This is a genomic window from Paraburkholderia phenazinium (genome assembly GCF_900142845.1).
Classification (GTDB): Bacteria; Pseudomonadota; Gammaproteobacteria; order Burkholderiales; family Burkholderiaceae; genus Paraburkholderia; species Paraburkholderia phenazinium_A.
In genome coordinates, this window is the sequence record NZ_FSRU01000002.1 from 636,049 (window position 1) to 654,719 (window position 18,671).

The 18,671-nt window shown below is 63.9% G+C and carries 14 protein-coding genes; 6 read left to right on the forward strand and 8 right to left on the reverse strand.

Annotated features, from left to right (window positions below; translation table 11 throughout):
- Positions 1-12: 12 nt before the first annotated feature.
- Positions 13-819, reverse strand: a complete 807-nt coding sequence (locus tag BUS12_RS19950) for an ABC transporter permease (protein ID WP_074298564.1) — start codon at positions 817-819, stop codon at positions 13-15.
- Positions 816-1,544, reverse strand: coding sequence for an ABC transporter ATP-binding protein (locus tag BUS12_RS19955; RefSeq protein WP_074298565.1), 729 nt, complete (start codon positions 1,542-1,544; stop codon positions 816-818). The genes BUS12_RS19950 and BUS12_RS19955 overlap by 4 nt, the downstream gene beginning before the upstream one ends.
- Before the next feature lie 121 nt (positions 1,545-1,665).
- Here BUS12_RS19955 and BUS12_RS19960 point away from each other — a divergent pair, with 121 nt between their 5' ends.
- Positions 1,666-4,197, forward strand: a complete 2,532-nt coding sequence (locus tag BUS12_RS19960) for an AsmA family protein (RefSeq protein ID WP_074298568.1) — start codon at positions 1,666-1,668, stop codon at positions 4,195-4,197.
- 18 nt (positions 4,198-4,215) lie between these two features.
- Here BUS12_RS19960 and BUS12_RS19965 read toward each other — a convergent pair whose 3' ends face one another.
- Positions 4,216-4,713: a hypothetical protein gene (locus tag BUS12_RS19965; protein WP_074298569.1), complete on the reverse strand. Its 498-nt coding sequence runs from the start codon at positions 4,711-4,713 to the stop codon at positions 4,216-4,218.
- Positions 4,714-5,103: 390 nt separating this feature from the next.
- Here BUS12_RS19965 and BUS12_RS19970 point away from each other — a divergent pair, with 390 nt between their 5' ends.
- The 3 genes from BUS12_RS19970 (at position 5,104) to BUS12_RS19980 (ending at position 9,357) form a co-directional block, all read left to right on the forward strand.
- A complete protein-coding gene (locus tag BUS12_RS19970) occupies positions 5,104-6,714 on the forward strand; it encodes a sensor histidine kinase (RefSeq protein WP_074298571.1) in 1,611 nt (536 codons plus the stop codon).
- A gap of 120 nt (positions 6,715-6,834) precedes the next feature.
- Positions 6,835-7,314, forward strand: a complete 480-nt coding sequence (locus tag BUS12_RS19975) for a response regulator (protein WP_074298573.1) — start codon at positions 6,835-6,837, stop codon at positions 7,312-7,314.
- Positions 7,315-7,368: 54 nt separating this feature from the next.
- Positions 7,369-9,357, forward strand: coding sequence for a hybrid sensor histidine kinase/response regulator (locus tag BUS12_RS19980; RefSeq protein WP_074298575.1), 1,989 nt, complete (start codon positions 7,369-7,371; stop codon positions 9,355-9,357).
- Between the two features lie 196 nt (positions 9,358-9,553).
- Here the strand turns inward: BUS12_RS19980 and mscL are convergent, their stop codons facing one another.
- The 4 genes from mscL to mfd form a co-directional block, all read right to left on the reverse strand.
- A complete protein-coding gene (gene mscL, locus BUS12_RS19985; protein WP_074298576.1) occupies positions 9,554-10,000 on the reverse strand; it encodes a large conductance mechanosensitive channel protein MscL in 447 nt (148 codons plus the stop codon).
- 90 nt (positions 10,001-10,090) lie between these two features.
- Positions 10,091-11,113: a threonine/serine dehydratase family protein gene (locus BUS12_RS19990; protein ID WP_074298578.1), complete on the reverse strand. Its 1,023-nt coding sequence runs from the start codon at positions 11,111-11,113 to the stop codon at positions 10,091-10,093.
- Between the two features lie 111 nt (positions 11,114-11,224).
- The gene (gene argE / locus BUS12_RS19995) at positions 11,225-12,475 is read right to left on the reverse strand and encodes an acetylornithine deacetylase (protein WP_074298580.1); all 1,251 of its coding nucleotides are present in this window, start codon (positions 12,473-12,475) and stop codon (positions 11,225-11,227) included.
- Between the two features lie 119 nt (positions 12,476-12,594).
- Positions 12,595-16,077 (reverse strand): transcription-repair coupling factor, encoded by a 3,483-nt coding sequence (gene mfd, locus BUS12_RS20000; protein ID WP_074298582.1) that lies wholly within the window; start codon positions 16,075-16,077, stop codon positions 12,595-12,597.
- Between the two features lie 121 nt (positions 16,078-16,198).
- On the opposite strand from mfd, the gene ispD reads away from it, so the two are divergent.
- A complete protein-coding gene (gene ispD / locus BUS12_RS20005; RefSeq protein ID WP_074298584.1) occupies positions 16,199-16,909 on the forward strand; it encodes a 2-C-methyl-D-erythritol 4-phosphate cytidylyltransferase in 711 nt (236 codons plus the stop codon).
- Positions 16,910-16,942: 33 nt separating this feature from the next.
- Positions 16,943-17,422 carry a 2-C-methyl-D-erythritol 2,4-cyclodiphosphate synthase gene (gene ispF, locus BUS12_RS20010; protein WP_074298586.1) on the forward strand — a complete coding sequence of 160 codons (480 nt, stop codon included), beginning with the start codon at positions 16,943-16,945 and terminating at the stop codon, positions 17,420-17,422.
- Positions 17,423-18,145: 723 nt separating this feature from the next.
- Here the strand turns inward: ispF and BUS12_RS20015 are convergent.
- Positions 18,146-18,670 (reverse strand): carboxymuconolactone decarboxylase family protein, encoded by a 525-nt coding sequence (locus tag BUS12_RS20015; protein ID WP_074298588.1) that lies wholly within the window; start codon positions 18,668-18,670, stop codon positions 18,146-18,148.
- Position 18,671 lies beyond the last annotated feature (1 nt).

Genomic DNA, 18,671 nt, shown 5'->3' on the forward strand with positions numbered 1-18,671 from the left:
ATGCGTGGCTGACTAGCGCCCGGCCGCGGCACGCTCCACGAGTCTCGACGCCAGAAACCGGTGGTCGGCGGAAAACAGCCGGCGGTACGTCAGCAGTACGGCGCCCACCGTGCCGAGCGCCGACGAAGCCGCGATCAGGAACATGATCACGATCTGATAGCGCACCGCCTGCAGCGGCGACTGACCGGCCAGCACCTGACCCGTCATCATGCCGGGCAGGCTGACCACGCCCACCACCGCCATCTGGTTGAGCGTCGGGATCATGCCGGCCCGCACGGCCTGGCGCGCCGGTCCCTGGGCGGCTTCCCAGCGGGTGGCGCCGAGCGCGAGCGTCATGTCGACCCGGTCGCGCCGCGCGGTCAGCTCTTCGGTCATCCGCTCGATGCCGAGCGACACGCCGGTAAGCGTATTGCCGAGGATCATGCCGAGAATCGGAATCGCATATTGCGGCTCGTACCACGGACGGATGCGGATCACGACGAACAGGCCCACCGCCGCGACCAGCCACGAACTGACCCAGATCGACACAATGCTGTCCTGGCGCTGACCGGCGTAGGTGCGCGCGCCGCGTTGCGCGCCCGCGAAACCGGCGATCAAGGTCATCACCACCATCAACGGCAGCACGACAAACCAGCGGTCGAAGCGGAACACCCAGCCGAGCACATAACCGATGGCCAGCAACTGGACGACGGTACGCACGGCCGCCCAGGCCAGCTTGCGTTCGAGATCGAGCTTCAGCGCCAACGAGACCGCCCCGTTCACGACGATCAGCAAGGCGGCGATACCGACATCCCACAGGCTGAGGTTTTGCAGGGTCATGGCGTGTGCTCCGGGTGATCGCCGTCGCGCGTGGAAGAGAGGACCGCCGCGGCTTCGTCGAGCACGCCGGCGCGCATCGTCAGATGACGCTCGCTCATGCGTTTTGCCTGGGCCGGATCGTGCGACACCCACACCGACGCGTGCGCTTGTCCGTCGGCTTTGAACCAGGCTTCTACGAGGCCCTCGATCGCGTGGGACGACTCGGGGTCGAGCGAGGCCGTCGGTTCGTCGAGCAGCAACACTTCCGGGGCGAGTTGCAACACGCGGATCAGCGCGGCGATCTGCGCCTCGCCGCCCGACAGTTCGCTCGCCCGCTTGTCGAGAAAGTCTTCGCCGCGGCCGGCCTGGACCGCCAGCGATGCCGCCCGTGCGCGATCGAAGCGTATGTCGCGATAAACCTTCAGCGAGAACGGATAGCGCAGGTTGTCTTCGACCGTGCCGTCCAGAATCGCGGGACGCTGCCGGATGTAGGCGACGTTGCGCCGGTAGCGCGGGATCGTCGCGCGTTCGACCGGTTGGCCGTGCCAGGCCATCTGCCCGCCGGCGAGCGGGTCGAGCAGCGCAAGGGCGCGCAGGAACACGCTCTTGCCGGAGCCCGACGGCCCGGTGACGGCGACCCGGTCGCCCGCATACAGGGCAAAGCGGGTGGGTTGCAGCAGCATCTGCCCGCTTTGCGGGTCCTGCCGGGCGATGTCGAGGGCCTCTACGAGGGGAGTGTCCGTCATGGCTGGAATGGGGTTATAGGTACAATGCACGCCCCGCGCACGGTGGTGCGACTGCCGCGCGCGGTGAACCGGGCATGCTATCTGCTGTCCGATACGCAAACACGAAGAACCGGAGTGTCTCATGGCAGCGTCGCGCATCGGTGGACGGATCGGCAAGATCATCGCCTGGATTGTGGCGGTCATCATCGTCCTGATCGCCGCACTGACGATTTTTATTCTGACCTTCGACTGGAACCGCGCGCGTCCCTACGTCGATCAGAAAGTGAGCGAGGCGATCGGCCGGCAGTTCGTGATCCAGGGCAATCTGGAAGTGGGCTGGCGCCATCCGGTGGGCGAGACCGGCTGGCGCGCCTGGGTGCCCTGGCCGCGCTTCTCGGCGGCCAACATCACGATCGCGAATCCCGACTGGACCCAACAGCCGCACTTCGCGACGCTCGATGAGATCGACTTCGAGGTGGCGGTGCTGCCGCTGCTCGCGCATGACATTGTGATTCCGGCCATCAATCTGGTGAATCCTTCGGTCGACCTCGAGCGGGTGCTCGACGGGCGCAATAACTGGACCTTCAAGCTGCCGTCGTCCGCGGGACCTTCGGAGTGGACGCTGCAATTGCACGACATCGCCTTCGACAAAGGCACGATCGCCTATTCGGACCAGCAGAAGAAGACCGACATGCAGGTCGTGATCGATACGCTCGGCCAGGCCATTCCGATCGGCGATGTGATGAAGCAGCAGGAAGCCTCGTCGCGCAGCGCGTCGGCGCAGGTGGTCGGCAAGCAGGGCGCGAGCCGGCTGACGGCCCAGGCGAATGCGATCGCGGCATCGGAGGCCACGGCGGCGTCGGCGGCTGCATCGGGGGCGTCGGGGGCAGCGGGAGCTTCCGGAGCGGCGGGCGCTTCGGGGATAGCGGGCGCGTCCGAGACGTCGAGCGTAGCGGGTGCATCGAGTGCATCCGCCGCCGAAGCCGCCGCATCCGGCAGCGCCGCATCGCACGCTTCCTCAGCCGGCAACCCCGCGAGCAACACAACGATGACGTCCGCGGCCTCCGCGCCGATCAACCCGGCCAGCAGTGTGGGCGCCGGTGCGCGTCCGCCGGTGCCGCCGTACGCGATCGGCTGGACCGTGAAGGGTTCGTACAACCGCACGGCCGTCTCGGGCAGCGGCAAGCTGGGCGGCGTGCTCGCGCTGCAGGACGTCAACCGGCCATTCCCGGTCCAGGCGGACATCAAGATCGGCGACTACCTGCATGTGGCCGTGGTCGGCACGCTCACCGATCCCGCCCACCTCGCCGCCATCGATATGCGGCTGTGGGTGCAGGGCACCAGCATGGCGCGTCTGTACGGGCTGACGGGCGTGACCTTGCCCGATACGCCGCCGTATGCCACCGAAGGCCGGCTGGTGGGCCAGTTCAAGCGGGTCGGCAGCGTCTATAAGTATGAAAATTTTACAGGCCGGGTGGGCGGCAGCGACCTGAACGGTTCGCTGACCTATACCGCGAGCGAACCGCGGCCGATGCTGCAAGGCGATCTGGTATCGAACCTGCTGCAGTTCTCCGATCTCGCCCCGATCATCGGCGCCGATTCCAACGCCAGCAAGGCCAGGCGCGGCGACGCGACGGCGCAGCCGGCCAACAAGGCGCTGCCGGTCGAGCAGTTCCGCACCGACCGCTGGAAAGCGATCGACGCCGACGTCAAATTCACCGCCCGGCGCATCGTCAAGAACCCGGACCTGCCGATCACCGACCTCTACACCCACGTGGTACTGGCTGACGGCGTGCTGTCGCTGGTGCCGCTGTCGTTCGGCGTGGCGGGCGGCACGCTTGCCTCGGACATTCATCTGGACGGCAGCACGACGCCCTTGAAGGGCCGTTTCGCGACCTCGGCACGCCACCTCAAGCTCAAGCAACTGTTCCCGAACTTCAAGACGATGCAAAGCGCACTCGGGGAAGTGAACGGCGATGCGTCGATTTCCGCAACCGGCAATTCGCCGGCGGCGCTGGCGGCTACGTCGAACGGCGAGGTGAAGGCGCTTGTCACCGACGGCACCGTGAGCCGTCTGCTGATGGAAGCGGCCGGCCTGAACGTGGCGAACGTGGTCTACGAAAAGCTGTTCGGCACAGCCGATGTGAAGATCAATTGCGCGGCCGCGGACTTCGTCGTGACCGACGGCGTGCTCGACCCACGGATCTTCGCACTCGATACCGACGACGCCGTGATCGACATCGACGGTAACGTCAATATGCGCGATGAGTCCATGGACCTCGGCGTGCATCCGCATACGAAGGGCTTCCGCGTGTTTTCCTTGCGCTCGCCGCTGTACGTGAAGGGGACGTTCAAGGATCCGCATGTGGGGGTGAACGCAACGGCGCTGGCGTTGCGCGGCGGCGCGATGGTCGGCCTCGGGCTGATCAATCCGCTCGCCGCGCTGATTCCGCTGATCGCGCCGAGCAATAACAAGCCGCTACCCTGCGCGCAACTGCTGGCGACCGTGCGCGCGAAGCCGAGCGCGCCGCCGCCGGGACAGAAGGAAAAGACCCGTGCGCCGCTGTCGCTGGATGGCGCGGCTTCAGCGCCGGCCGCAGCGAACGGCGCGGGCAAGCCTGCCGGGCCGGCGGTGGTGGCGCCGGCGAATGCCGCTAGCTACAAGGGCAGTTAGAACCGTGGGTAAGGGAGATCAGCGCAGCGAACGCGGCGCTGCATCGCCGGCGGCGTCCTGACGCCGCACGCCGCGGCGTGCGCCGCCTACCGTACGGGTCGCGCCGAACTCCGGCAGAATCCGGCCGCGGGCGCGGCTCGCGAACACCAGAAACCCGAAGCCGTCCGCTTCATACCAGTAGCCGCCGTTTTCCAGACCGTCGAGCGGCTGTTCCAGGGCATTGGCAATGGATTCAATACAGCGCCGGCGCAACTCCGCGGGCGCCGGATAAGGCGGCTGCGCACCCCGCACGCTGCACAGGAGCACGTCGAGGCCGGGCAGTACGTGAGCGTAGAGTACGGGCTCGTCTTGCGCGCGGGCTCGCGCGATTTTGGTGTCGAGCTGGCCGAACGGTTTGAAATGCCGTAGTACGGCAAGGAACGACTCATCGCCGTCCACCTTCGCGCGCCTACGCTTTTTCGGGAAGGACATAAAAATTCGCCTGAAAAAGAATTGCAAGAAACGCAGCGTCCTCATGCGACCACTCCCGGCTTCGCGCCGCCGCACGTCGATCTTTTATAGCATACGAAAATGCCAGATTCACGGTGATTCGACGATCAATCCGCCTCACACCCATCCGCACGAATCGTGCCGAATCGCCCTGCCGCGCGCATTCGCATCCCAGCACATGTCTCCACACTTCTGTTTCCATAATAGTCGCACGGGCCGCGTAGGTGACTCTCCCGCCAATAAAAAAAGACATTTTTATGTTGGCCAGCGCCTGAAGGGCGGCCGATTGAAATATCTTGGGTTCACGTCGATAATGGCCCGGTTCCGCTGCGGCGGTTCGGCGGCCTGCGCCGCGTGGGGGCGGCGCGCAGCCCACCGCTTCGACCGTGCAGCGACCGGACAGACTACCAGGCGAACATGAAACTTTTCACCAAGGGTCTGCTGCTGATTGCGATGCCAAGCGTCGTCGAACTGGCATTGCTCGGCCTCGTCTTCGATACCCAGCAGCAAGCGGCACAAGCCGCGCTGTGGGTGGCCAATAGCAAGCACATCCTGTATCAGTCGTCTTCGCTGATCGACCCGCTGCTACGTCAGGCCGCGCGGATTCGCACGGGCATGGTGGTGGGCGACCCCGCGTTCATCGACCGGCGGGCGGCATGGGTCGACCTTGCCGACCGTCTCGATCGTCTCGAACAACTGGTCGTGGACACGCCCCAACAGGCCGCGCGCGTCCGGCAGATGCGCGCCATGGTCGACGCCTATCGCACCCAGGCGGACACCATCTCGCAGGGCCTGCACGAAGGCCGCAACATGACCGCGTATGCGGCCCTCGAGGGCGGCGCGGTGCCACGCCAGGTCGCGCTGTTTCGCGACCAGCTCGACGCTTTCGTCGTCGAGGAGTCGCGGCTCGATGCCGAGCGCAATGCGTCGCTCGCGCAGACGCGGGCTCGCCAGCAATACGCACTGATCGCCGCCGTGCTCGGCTCCATGCTGATCTGGGGCATCACCGCGCTGGCGTTTGCGCGCAGCATCGGCCGCCGTCTCGAGGTGCTGACCGGTAATGCGGAACGGCTCGGCCACGGCCGGCCGTTGAGTGCGCCGCTCTCGGGCAACGACGAGATCGCCGCGCTCGATGCGGTCCTGCACCAGACCGGCGCACGTCTGCGCGCCGCCGACCAGGATCAGGCGGTGCTGAAGGCGCGGCTCGAAGCGCGCGCCAAGGAACTGGCCGGGGTCAACGAGGAGTTGCGCCAGGAAACGCAGGACAACGAGATGTTCATCTACAGCGTTTCGCATGACTTGCGTTCGCCGCTTGTCAACCTGCAAGGCTTTTCCAAGGAGCTGCAGGTATCCTGCGATGAGTTGCGCACCACCATCGACGCGGCCCAGTTGCCGGCGGACGAGCAACACCGTCTGACCAGCGTGCTCGACGGCGACGTGCGCGAGTCGTTGCAGTTCTTGCGCACGGCCGTGACGCGCGCCGCGGCGATCATCGAGGCGCTGCTGCGCATCTCGCGGGCCGGCCGGCTCGAGTATCAATGGCAGCGCGTGAGTATTGGGCGCGTGGTGGCGCGCGTCGTGGACGGTCTGGCCGGCGCGATCGAAGCGCGCGGCGCGCTGGTCACGGTGCGCGAGTTGCCGCCTGCGTGGGGGGACCCGAGCGCGATCGAGCAGATCTTCAGCAACCTGATCGGCAATGCGCTCAACTTTCTCGATCCGGACCGCGTGGGCCGCATCGAGGTCGGCGCCTGCGAGCCGGAACCGGTGGACGAGCGCCAGCCGCCGGTGCTTCGCACGCGTACGTACTATGTACGCGACAACGGACTCGGCATTCCGGCGGCCTATATGTCGAAGGTATTCCGCGCCTTCCAGCGCCTGCACGGCGAGGTGGCGAAAGGCGACGGCATTGGGCTCGCACTGGTGCGGCGCATGGTCGAGCGGCACGGCGGGCGGGTCTGGGTGGAGTCGGCGGAGGGGGCCGGCTCGACGTTTTTTGTCGTGCTGCCCGAACAGCCGGCGCGATTGTGAACCGGGCGTGAGCCGGGCCGCCTGGACCGTCGAACCGGCATAGCGGCGCAGCGTTTATCTGAATGGCATGAAACACAAACAAAGGGTCACGCACCTGCGCTTTGTGGGCACGGAGGCAATATGAAGAATGGGGAAACGGTCAGCATCATTCTGATCGAGGACGACGACGGTCATGCGACACTCGTCGAACGCAATCTACGGCGGGCCGGCATCTCGAACGGGTTCCTGCGCTTTGCCGACGGTCAGCAGGCGCTCGACTATTTTTTCGGCGACCCGCCGAGCGGGGACGCGGCCGGCAAATATCCGCCGCGCCAGGATTTGACGAACTTCGTCGTGCTACTCGATCTGAAGATGCCGCGCGTGGATGGCTTCGAGGTGCTGCGCCGTCTGAAAGAAGCGCCGCAGACGGCGGCTGTGCCGGTGATCGTCCTCACGACCACCGACGACCCGCGCGAAATCGAACGCTGCTATGAACTCGGTTGCAACGTCTACATTACGAAGCCCGTCGAATATGACGCGTTTATCGAGGCGGTGCGCCGCCTCGGTTTCTTCCTGCAGGTGGTGAAGCTGCCGCAGGGCCAGCGTTTGGCCGCATCGTAAGAACCGCGCCGCCGGAAGTCTGCCAGAGTGGACCTAGCCAAAGAAAGAACCAGCATGACCGAAGACGTATCCACGCCACCCGCGGCTTATGTGCTTCTCGTCGACGACGACGAGGGCATCCTGCGTCTTGCGCGCAAGTCGCTGCAGCGGGCCGGTTGCCGGGTGGCGCTCTGTTCCGACGTCGAGAGCGCTCGCGAGCGTATCGCCGGCGGCGCGCCGGACCTGCTCGTGCTCGACTACCAGTTGAACGGCCCGGAGACCGGGCTCGATTTCTTCCGCCGTCTGCGCGCCGAAGGCGTGCGGATTCCGGCCATCCTCGTCACGGGTTTTACCGACGAATCGCGCGTCATCGAGGCGCTGCGCTCCGGCGTGTCGGATGTGGTGCCGAAGTCCGGCGATTACCTCGACTATCTGCCGGAGGCCGTCGAGCGCGTGCTCTCCCAGGTGCGCCTGCAAAAGGCCTCCGACGAGGCTGTGTTGTTGCGCGACCGCGAGTTGCATTACCGGACCTTGTCCGAGGCGCTGCCGCACCTTGTGCTGACCTGCGGGGCCAATGGCGATTGCGACTTTCTCTCGAAGCAATGGCTGGAGTACACCGGTCTCGACGAAGGCCACTCGTTTGGTCTCGCGTGGCTCGAGGCCGTGCATGAGGACGATCGCGAGGAAATCCGCCAGACCTGGCTGAAGGCGGTCAGGAGCGACGCCGGCGACTATCGGCATGAATTGCGGATTCGTCGTCATGACGGCGAATACCGCTGGTTCGACGCGCGGATCGTCGCCATGCGCGACTCCGACGGCGTCGTCAGAAAATGGTTCGGCAGTTGCACGGACATCCATCCGCAGCGCGAGGCGATCGAAGAGCGCGAGCGGCTGCTTGCCTCGGAGCAGGCCGCACGGCACGCCGCGGAAGAGGCGAATCGCGCCAAAGACCGCTTTCTGGCGATGCTCTCGCACGAACTGCGCACGCCGCTTACGCCAGTGCTGGCCGGGGCGAGGGTGCTCGAACTGATACCCGAGTTGCCGGACCAGGCGCGCTCGTGCGTGCTGATGATTCGCCGCAACGTGGAACTCGAGGCACGCCTGATCGACGATCTGCTCGATCTCACCCGGGTCGCGAACGGCAAGCTGCGTCTGTCGCTCGAAACGGTGGACGTGCATGAGGTGATCGACAGCGTGCTAGATCTGTTCCGCAGCGAGATTCAGGTCAAGCAGCAGGACGTCCACATCGACAAGCTGGCGCAGCACCACTATGTGCTGGCCGATCGCGCACGGCTGCAGCAGATGCTGTGGAACCTGATTCGCAACGCCGCCAAGTTCACGCCGGACGGCGGCCATATCTACGTGCGCACGCGCGACGAGCGGATGCAGGTGCAGATTTCGATCGAGGACACGGGCATCGGCATCGAGCCTGAGCAGATCGGCAAGCTCTTCAATGCCTTCGAGCAGGGCAACCAGAACATGACCCGGCAGTTCGGCGGCCTGGGGCTCGGTCTGGCCATCACCAAGGCATTGACCGACGTGCACGGCGGCACGGTGACCGCACAGAGCCCAGGCGCGCACTGTGGGGCAACCTTCACGATCACCTTGCCGACGGCGGCGAAGCCGGTGCAAGAAGCGGTCGTGCCGGCGCCGGCGGCGGCCCATCCGGCCGGCCTGCTGACGATCCTGCTGATCGAGGATCACGTGGATACCGCCGAGGTGATGGCGCAACTGATCCGCGGCCTGGGCCACGAGGTGACGGTGGTGGGGCTTGTCGCCGACGCGCTGGCGGCCACCCAGTCGGCCAGCTTCGATCTGATCGTGAGCGACGTCGGCCTGCCGGACGGCACGGGGCTCGACTTCATCAAGGCCTTCCGCGAGCATTCGGATGTACCGGCCGTGGCCTTGACGGGCTTCGGCACCGATGAGGACGTACGCCGCTGCCTCGGCGCAGGATTCAGCTCGCATCTGACCAAGCCGGTCAATTTCGGCCAGCTCGAACAGCTGATTGAAAGTGCGGCGAACCTGAAGGCCGAAAAGACCGCGGGCACCGATTCCACGTAGTGCGAAACGTTGGCTAACGGAGGTCGCGCCCGGTCATGAGCCGAGCCTCCGGTTGCCGGCCACCGGCGGCGGTCATGGTCACGGTCATGGCCGACGGCAACAAAAAGGCCTGCTGCGAAATCGCTCGCAGCAGGCCTTTTTGTTTGAACCGGTTTGAGTCTGTTTGATGCAACGCCCCGTGAGGCGCAGCGATCCCTCAGCGTGGTGCGTTCTTCAACGAATCGCGGATCTCGCGCAGCAGCAGCACGTCTTCCGGCGTCGGGGCAGGTGCCGGCTCTTCCGCGGCGGCGGGCTTGCGCAGGTTGTTGATGAACTTCACCATCAGGAAAATGATGAACGCGAGGATGATGAAGTTGATCAGCACCGTGATGAACGAGCCATAGCCAAACACGGCCACACCCGCGGTTTGCAGGTCTTTGTACGACTCGGGACTACCCTTGAAGGTAGCCGGAATGTCGCCCAGGCGGACGAATTTGTTGGAGAAGTCGAGACCGCCGGTGGCGAGACCGACGACCGGCATGATCAGGTCTTTGACAATCGAATTAACAATCGTGGAGAACGCGCCGCCGATAATCACACCGACCGCAAGATCCATCACGTTGCCTTTGAGGGCAAACTCCTTGAACTCCTTGACCATGCTCATTGGGATTCCTCCTTGAAGTCGATGGCGCCATGATAGCCAACGTCAGGAGGATAGGGTAGTGCTTTAGCCTTGAAACGATCACTTGAGCAACTATGACTCGAGTGCGCGGGCCCGTTCGAGATGGGCCGCAAAACTGACCGGATCGATGTTGGTGCCGCATAGCAGCACCCCGACGCGCTTGCCCTGCAGGGTCTCGCGCAAGGGGCCGAGCAGGGCCGCGGTGGCGGCCGCGCAGGCCGGCTCCACAGCGAGCTTCAGTTGCATGAAGAGCGTCAGCATGGCCGAGCGCAACTGGTTGTCCGTGACCGTGACGAGCCGGTCGATGTGCCGCCGGCACAATTCATAGCTGTACTGTTCGGTATGCGGCGCCATCAGCGAATCCGCAATGCTGTACATGTGCCCCATCCTGATCGTATGGTTGGCGGCGAAGCTCTTGCCCATCGCGTCCGCGCCGTCCGGCTCGACCCCATACACGTGGATGCGCGGATTGGCGAGGCGCAGCGCGGTGGAGACGCCGGCGGCGAGACCGCCACCGCCGATCGGCACGATCACGGCGTCCAGATCCGGCGTTTGCGTGGCCCACTCGTAGCCGAGCGTAGAGGTGCCCAGCACGGTGCGGTAGCCGTTGAATGGATGCACGAAGTAACGGCCTTCTTCGGCCTCGATGCGCCGTACGATCTCGAACGCTTCGGTGGCGTTCTCGGCCAGCACCATTTCCGCGCCGTACTGGCGGCATAAAGCGATGCGCGCCGGATTCGCCGAGCGGAACACGACGACTTTCGCGCCGATACCGAGCCGCATGGCGGCATAAGCGACCGCGACCGCATGATTGCCGCCCGACACGCAGGTGACGCCCGCGCTGCGTTGCGCTTCGTCGAGCGCGAGCAGGTTGGTGAACGCGCCGCGCGTCTTGAAGCTGCCGCCCGCCTGCAGCAGTTCGAACTTGAAGTTCACCACCGTGCCTTCCAGCGACGGGAAGTCCAGCTTGTCGAACACCGGCGTGCGTGCAACCCACGGCGTCAACGCAAAATGCTGCGAGGCGATGTCGTCGAGCGTGGGAATCGGCTCGCCGTCGATCGTGTGGTCGGTATGCTGCGGCGTGGCGGTGGACATGGCGTGTGGAGAAAGCCTTTGTGATGTTTTGAGTCGGGCAGCCTGGTTCAGTTCAGTACGATTTTGTCCATTCAGCTTTACCGGATTCGATTCAATCCTAGGCGTGCAGACTCAACGTGTGTGTGCGTCAACCGACATGCTGTGAATGAACTTGCCGAGGAAACGCTCGCAGGCGGCGAGCTGTTCGAGTGCGACGAATTCGTTGGCCTTGTGCGCCTGCTGGATATCGCCAGGGCCGCACACGATGCTTGGAATGCCGGCCAGCGAAAAGAGCCCCGCTTCGGTGCCATAGGCGACCTTGAGTTTGTCCTGATCCGCGGTCAAGGCGCGCACGAGCTGGGTGATGGCCGCCTGCTCCGACGAATCGAGCCCAGGCGCCGCGGCAATCTTCGAGAACTCGATGGCAGCCGATGCGTGTTCGCGCAACATCTTCGGCAGCAGCGTTTCTCGGGCGTACTGATCGATGCGCGCAAAAATCGGCTCCGGGTCGAGCGTCGGCAGATTGCGGAATTCGAACTGGAAGCGGCATTCGGCCGGCACCGTATTGATTGCGTTGCCGCCTTCGATGGTGCTGGTCTGCGCCGTCGTGAACGGCACGTCGTAGAGCTCGTCGAACGGGCCTTGCTCGCGGAACTGGTCCGCCATGTCGCGGATGTAGCAGATCAGGCGTGCGGCGTACTCGATGGCGTTCAATCCCTTCGGCGTCAGCGAAGAATGCGCGGCCTGGCCGCGCACGCAGCAGCGGTACGCATTGATGCCCTTGTGCGCGATGATGGGCCGCATGCTGGTCGGCTCGCCCACAATGCAGCCATCCGGCTTGACGCCGCGTTTCATCAGGTCTGCGATCAGAAGCGGCGCGCCCACGCAGCCGACTTCCTCGTCGAACGACAGCGCGAGGTGAATCGGTTTGGCCAGCTTCGTACGCTGCATTTCCGGCACGAGCGTCAGCGCTGCGCCGATGAAGCCCTTCATGTCGCAGGTGCCGCGGCCATAGAGTTTGTCGCCGCGAATTTCGGGCTTGAACGGATCGCTGTCCCAGCTTTGGCCGTCGACCGGCACGACATCGGTATGACCCGACAGCACGATGCCGCCGTTGGTCTCGCCGTCGTGCGCCGGAATGGTGGCGAACAGATTCGCCCATTTACCGCTGGCGTCGTGTGTGAGCGTGCCTTCAATGCCAAGGGCACGCAGTTCGTCGCGCACGGTTTCGATCAGGCCGAGATTCGGATTGCGGCTCACCGTATCCATCGAGACGAGGCGGGTGACCCAGGGAAGCGAAGCGGGGGAGGAACCGTGCGCAGAAGATGAGGCAGACGATGCGGGCGTTTGTGCGGAACGTGCTGATTCAGCGACGTGAGACATGACAAGACTCCGGCTTTTAAGTCTTTCGATCATACCGAAAAAACGCTGGGCCGGCCAAACCACCAATATGCTGCGGTGCGTATCTTGCGCACCGCAGCATGGTCACGCGTTGTCGCCGCTCAGCGTGCCGCGGCGGTAGTAGCGGTTCCCCGCGTGGGCGAGCCGAGTGCGCGCAGCGTCTCCTTCACCGTTGCCACCCGCACCGCCAGATCCGGCGTGCGCGTTTCGATGCGCAGTTTGTCTTGCCCGGCGAGCTTGATGTGCTTGTGTTTCTGCACCATCTCGATGATCCGCATCGCGTCGATGGGCGGGTTGGGGATGAACTGCAGACCGATGACCGTTTCGCCGGCATCGATCTTCGAAATGCCGAGCGGTTTCGCGGCGAGCCGCAGACGATGCGTTTCGACCAGTGCGTGCGCTTGCGGCGGCAACTTGCCGAAGCGGTCGATCAGTTCCTCCTGGATGCTGTCGATCGAGTCGTTATGTTCGCAGTTTGCGAGGCGCTTGTAGAGCGATAGACGCTCCTGCACGTCGCCGCAGTAATCGGCCGGCAAAATCGCCGGGGCGTGCAGGTTGATCTCGGTGGTGGCCGCGAGCGGCGCCGTGAGATCGGGTTCCTTGCCTTCCTTGAGCGCCTTCACGGCGTCGTTCAGCATGTCGGTATAAAGCTGGAAGCCGATCTCCTGGATCTCGCCCGATTGCTTGTCGCCGAGCACTTCGCCGGTGCCGCGAATTTCGAGGTCGTGCATGGCCAGATAGAAGCCCGAACCGAGTTCTTCCATCTGCTGGATTGCTTCGAGACGGCGCTGTGCCTGCTTGGTCAAGCCTTGCGGGTCGTGCACCAGCAGATACGAGTACGCCTGGTGATGCGAGCGGCCCACGCGGCCACGCAACTGGTGCAACTGCGCGAGGCCGAACTTGTCGGAGCGGTGAATCAGGATCGTGTTGGCGCTCGGCACGTCGATGCCGGTTTCGATGATGGTGGTACAGAGCAGCACGTTGGCGCGCTGCGCCACGAAATCGCGCATCACCCGTTCGAGTTCGCGCTCGTGCATCTGACCGTGGGCGACCGCAATACGCGCTTCGGGGACGAGCGCTTCGAGCATCTGCCGGCGATTCTCGATCGTCTCGACTTCGTTGTGCAGGAAGTAGACCTGGCCGCCGCGCTTCAGCTCGCGCAGCATGGCTTCGCGAATCACGCCGTCTTCTTCGCGGCGCACGAAGGTCTTGATCGCGAGCCGCTTTTGCGGCGCGGTGGCGATGACCGAGAAGTCGCGCAGGCCTTCGAGCGCCATGCCGAGCGTGCGCGGGATCGGCGTGGCGGTGAGCGTCAGCACGTCGACTTCCGCGCGCAACGCCTTCAACGCTTCCTTCTGGCGCACGCCGAAACGGTGCTCCTCGTCGATGATGACGAGGCCGAGACGCTTGAACTGCACGTCCGACGACAGCAGCTTGTGCGTGCCGATCACGATATCGATGCTGCCGTCGTTGATCTGATGGATCGAGGCGTTGACTTCCTTGGTCGACTTGAAGCGCGACAGTTCGGCGATGCGCACCGGCCAGTCGGAGAAGCGGTCCGTGAAGGTTTGCGTGTGCTGTTCGGCGAGCAGCGTGGTGGGCGAGAGCAGTGCGACCTGCTTGCCGCCCATCACGGCGATAAAGGCCGCGCGCAACGCGACTTCGGTCTTGCCGAAACCGACGTCGCCGCAGACGAGCCGATCCATCGGCTTGCCGCTTGTCATATCGCCGATCACGGCGGCAATCGCCGCGGCCTGGTCGGGGGTCTCTTCGAAGCCGAAGCTTTCCGCGAATTTCACGTAGTCGCGCGGATCGAGCTTGAACGCGTGACCTTCACGGGCTGCACGTCGCGCATACAGATTGAGCAGTTCGGCGGCGGTGTCGCGAATCTGCTGGGCGGCCTTGCGTTTGGCTTTTTCCCACTGGCCCGAACCGAGCGAGTGCAGCGGTGCGCTTTCGGGGTCGGCGCCGCTATAGCGCGAGATCACGTGCAACTGCGCGACCGGCACGTACAGCTTGCTCTCGCCCGCATATTCGAGGTGCAGGAATTCGGTTTCGCCTTCGCCGAGATCCATTGTCACCAGACCCATGTAGCGGCCGATGCCATGTTGCGAATGCACGACCGGGTCGCCCACCTTGAGCTCGGACAGGTCGCGCACCATCGAATCGACGTTGCTGGCCTGTTCCTGGCGCCGCCTTCCGGAGCGGCGCGCGAGCGGGCCGTACAGTTCGGTTTCGGTGACGATGGCGATGCCTTCGGCCGGCACCGCAAAGCCGCTGGAGAGCGGCGCGACGCCGAGCGCGAAACGTTCGTCGCCGGTCAGCCAGTCGTTGAAGCTGTCGCTCGAAGTGGGCCGCAGATGATTGTCGGCCAGCAGTTGCAGAAGCGTTTCACGCCGGCCCGCGGATTCGGCGGCGAACAGCACGCGGTTCGGCGTGCTCTCCAGATAACCGCGCAGCGCTTCGACGGGATCTTCCGCGTGACGATCGATGGCGAGGTTTGGCAGCGGCGTGGACCAGCCGCCGCCGGCATTGCCCGGCAGCACGAGACGCGCGAACGGCTTGGCGAGCGTGAAGAAGTCTGCGTCCGAGAGGAACAGGCGCTGAGGTTCGAGAATCGGCCGGTCGCGGTCGTGCGAGAGGAAGTTGTGGCGCTGCTTCGTATCGTTCGTGAAGCGCTTGATGGCCGCATCGAGATCGCCGACGAAGGCGAGTTGGGCGCGCTCAGGCAGATAGTGGAACAGCGTCGCGGTTTCCTCGAAGAAGAGCGGCAGATAGTATTCGATGCCCGCCGACGGCACGCCGTTGCCGATGTCCTTATAGATCGACGCGCGGCTCGGGTCGCCTTCGAACACCTCGCGCCAGCGGCTGCGAAAGGCGGTGCGGGCGGCTTCGTCGAACGGGAATTCGCGGCCGGGCAACAGGCGCACGTCCTTCACCGGATAGAGGCTGCGTTGCGTGTCGGGGTCGAAGGCGCGGATCGAGTCGACCTGATCGTCGAACAGGTCGATCCGGTAGGGCAGCGGCGAGCCCATCGGAAACAGGTCGAGCAGCGAGCCGCGTACGCAATATTCGCCCGGACGCACGACCTGGCTCACGTGTTCGTAGCCGGCCAGCGTCAACTGGGCTTTCAGCTTGGCTTCGTCGAGACGCTCGCCTTGCGAGAACGAGAACGTGTAGCCCGCCATGAAGGAGGCGGGCGGCATGCGATAGAGCGCGGTGGTGGCCGGCACCAGCAGGATGTCGCAGCGGCCCTCGCCGAGGTCGTGCAGGGTGGCGAGACGCTCGGAGACGAGGTCCTGGTGAGGCGAGAAGGTATCGTAAGGCAGCGTTTCCCAGTCGGGCAGCAGGCGCACCCGGGCGTCGGGCGCGAAGAAGCCGATTTCCTGCGCGAGGCGCTGGGCGTCCACGGCGCTCGAGCAGACGACGGCGAGGAGCGGCACCTGATCGCGGTAGGCGAGGTGGTAGCGGGCGATGAGCAGCGCATCGGACGAGCCGTGCGTGCCGTCGAAGGCGAAACGCTGGCCGGCCTTGACGAGCGCGACGGGCGAAGAGGACTGCGATGATGCGGCGATGTCTGGCATAGAAGGGAAAAGGCGGCCGGTGGGTCACACGTGAGCGGCAAGTTTACGCGTGTCATGGCGTGGATGCGAAGGACCTATTATAAAATCCGTCCTTTACTTTGACTTCGCGGCGTCCGCACCAGTGACTTCACGTCTTTTTGCTCTGATTCCGTGCGCAGGCACCGGCAGCCGATCCGGCGCCGCGATGCCCAAACAATATCGCACTGTAGCCGGTCGCGACCTGCTGCACTATTCGCTGGCCGCGTTCGACGCGTGCAGCGAGTTCGCGCAGACGCTGGTGGTGATTGCCCCAGACGACCAGCATTTCGACGCCCGCCGCTTTGCCGGCCTGCGTTTCGCGGTGCGCCGCTGCGGCGGGGCGTCGCGCCAGGCGTCGGTGCTGAACGGCCTGCACGCGCTGGTCGAATTCGGTGCCCGCGACGACGACTGGGTGCTGGTCCACGACGCCGCGCGGCCGGGCATTACGCCTGGCTTGATCCGCACGTTGACCGGCGCGCTGAAGGACGACGCGGTGGGCGGCATCATGGCGCTGCCGGTGGCGGACACCTTGAAGCGGATTGCGCCGGACAGCGGCGCGCGGATCGAGCGGACCGAGCCGCGCGACGGCTTGTGGCAGGCGCAGACACCGCAGATGTTCCGGATTGGCATGTTGCGCGAGGCGATTTTGCAGGCGCAGCGGGACGGTCACGACCTGACGGACGAGGCGAGCGCGATTGAGTGGCTGGGCTACGCGCCGCGACTGGTGCAGGGCAGCTTACGCAATTTCAAGGTTACGTATCCGGAAGATTTCGACCTGGCCGAGGCGATCCTGAGCCGGCCGGCGGCTTCCTGAAGAGTTTCATTGTTGATAACCGGACTTCACGCTATGGATTTCAGAATTGGACAAGGGTATGACGTGCACGCGCTCGTCGAGGGGCGGCCGCTCATTATTGGCGGGGTGACGGTGCCATACGAGAAGGGCTTGCTAGGGCATTCCGATGCGGATGTGTTGTTGCATGCGATTACCGATGCCCTTTTTGGCGCTGCCGCGCTGGGGGATATTGGGCGGCATTTTTCGGATACTGATGCGAAGTTTGCCGGGGCGGATTCGCGGGTTTTATTGCGTGAGTGCGCGGCGCGCGTTGCGCAGGCTGGGTTTGCTATTGGGAATGTGGATAGTACGGTGATTGCGCAAGCGCCGAAGCTTTCGCCTCATATCGATGCTATGCGGGTTAATATTGCTGAGGATTTGAAGCTGCCGCTTGATAAGGTTAATGTTAAGGCTAAGACTAATGAGAAACTTGGGTATCTCGGTCGGGCTGAAGGGATTGAGGCGCAGGCTGCTGTTTTGTTAATCAGGAAGTGACTGGCTTTTTTTTGCCTGCGCGGCGCTTTGGTTGTTCTCTTGGGGTGTTGGCCTTTCCTTGCATTCTTAGTGGTCTATTAGCTTCGCCCCTGTGCGGGGCGGCACTTACTTTCTTTGCCGCCGCAAAGAAAGTAAGCAAAGAAAGCGGGCTCACACCGCCAGCGTTTAGTGAGCCATCTAGGTCCACCACCGGAAACGGCCCAAGACAAGTTGCTCTCTCGCACCTCATACGGCGGTGACAAAGCAGTCATCCGTTCCAGCGTCGCGCTACGCGCCCCGCCGCAGGGCACGACGCCTTCGGCAAACTCTGTAGGTATTCTAACCATCTTGGCTCAAGACCTTTGCTGCACAAGCGGGGTTCCCAGGCAGACCCAACCGCGACGCACGGAGTGCGGAGTGGGATGGATGAGCGCTGTGTCACGAGCGGGGGAAATGCGAGAGCGGGTCTTGTCTTGGGCCGTTTCCCGTGATTTATTGAGACGGCTCACTATGGGCTAGCGGTTGCAGCCCGCTTTCTTTGCTTACTTTCTTTGCGGCGGCAAAGAAAGTAAGTGCCGCCCCGCACAGGGGCGAAGCTAATAGACCACTAAGAATGCAAGGAAAGGCCAACACCCCAAGAGAACAACCAAAGCGCCGCACAGGCAAAAAACCCAAATAAAAACCAAAAAAGACGCCACGCAAAAGAAAAACCGCGCAGCGTCCCAACTGAAAGTGAAAAACCGCTTACTTCCCTTCAGCGACAATAACCTGAGCAGCAGCATTAACAACAGCCGCAATGCGCCCAACATCCCGCAACTGAGTAGAACTCATCCCCTCAGCAACAAGCGTCTCAAAGTGCGACTTAACGCAAAAATGGCACTTGCCAATAATAGAAGCCGCGAGAGCATACATCTCAAACCGCCGCTTATCCACGCCACCATGCGAAGCATAAGCATTCATCCGCAATCCCGCCGGCTGCGACTTCAGATCCGCACTGTCAGTCATCTCCACATACGGATACCAGACATTGTTCATCCCCATCAAGGCAGCAGCCGTCAGCGCGCCATTGACTTCCTCAGCCGATAACACCCCCGCATTGCGAATCGCATCGACCAGCACCGCGCTCTTCGCCGCAAACGCCGCCGCCAGCGCAACACCCACCGCATCCGTGCCTTCCAGCGATGAACGCGCAATCGTGCCGTCCAGATTCAAACGAATGTCTTTAGCATAATCAGGAACAAGTGCTTTAATCGCAGACAAGAATTCCATT

What these genes read in the sequence shown, in the direction of transcription:
- BUS12_RS19950 (WP_074298564.1), bottom strand. Translation starts at nt 819, where the DNA reads ATGACCCTGCAAAACCTCAGCCTGTGGGATGTCGGTATCGCCGCCTTG.
- BUS12_RS19955 (WP_074298565.1), bottom strand. Translation starts at nt 1,544, where the DNA reads ATGACGGACACTCCCCTCGTAGAGGCCCTCGACATCGCCCGGCAGGAC.
- BUS12_RS19960 (WP_074298568.1), top strand. Translation starts at nt 1,666, where the DNA reads ATGGCAGCGTCGCGCATCGGTGGACGGATCGGCAAGATCATCGCCTGG.
- BUS12_RS19965 (WP_074298569.1), bottom strand. Translation starts at nt 4,713, where the DNA reads ATGAGGACGCTGCGTTTCTTGCAATTCTTTTTCAGGCGAATTTTTATG.
- BUS12_RS19970 (WP_074298571.1), top strand. Translation starts at nt 5,104, where the DNA reads ATGAAACTTTTCACCAAGGGTCTGCTGCTGATTGCGATGCCAAGCGTC.
- BUS12_RS19975 (WP_074298573.1), top strand. Translation starts at nt 6,835, where the DNA reads ATGAAGAATGGGGAAACGGTCAGCATCATTCTGATCGAGGACGACGAC.
- BUS12_RS19980 (WP_074298575.1), top strand. Translation starts at nt 7,369, where the DNA reads ATGACCGAAGACGTATCCACGCCACCCGCGGCTTATGTGCTTCTCGTC.
- mscL (WP_074298576.1), bottom strand. Translation starts at nt 10,000, where the DNA reads ATGAGCATGGTCAAGGAGTTCAAGGAGTTTGCCCTCAAAGGCAACGTG.
- BUS12_RS19990 (WP_074298578.1), bottom strand. Translation starts at nt 11,113, where the DNA reads ATGTCCACCGCCACGCCGCAGCATACCGACCACACGATCGACGGCGAG.
- argE (WP_074298580.1), bottom strand. Translation starts at nt 12,475, where the DNA reads ATGTCTCACGTCGCTGAATCAGCACGTTCCGCACAAACGCCCGCATCG.
- mfd (WP_074298582.1), bottom strand. Translation starts at nt 16,077, where the DNA reads ATGCCAGACATCGCCGCATCATCGCAGTCCTCTTCGCCCGTCGCGCTC.
- ispF (WP_074298586.1), top strand. Translation starts at nt 16,943, where the DNA reads ATGGATTTCAGAATTGGACAAGGGTATGACGTGCACGCGCTCGTCGAG.
- BUS12_RS20015 (WP_074298588.1), bottom strand. Translation starts at nt 18,670, where the DNA reads ATGGAATTCTTGTCTGCGATTAAAGCACTTGTTCCTGATTATGCTAAA.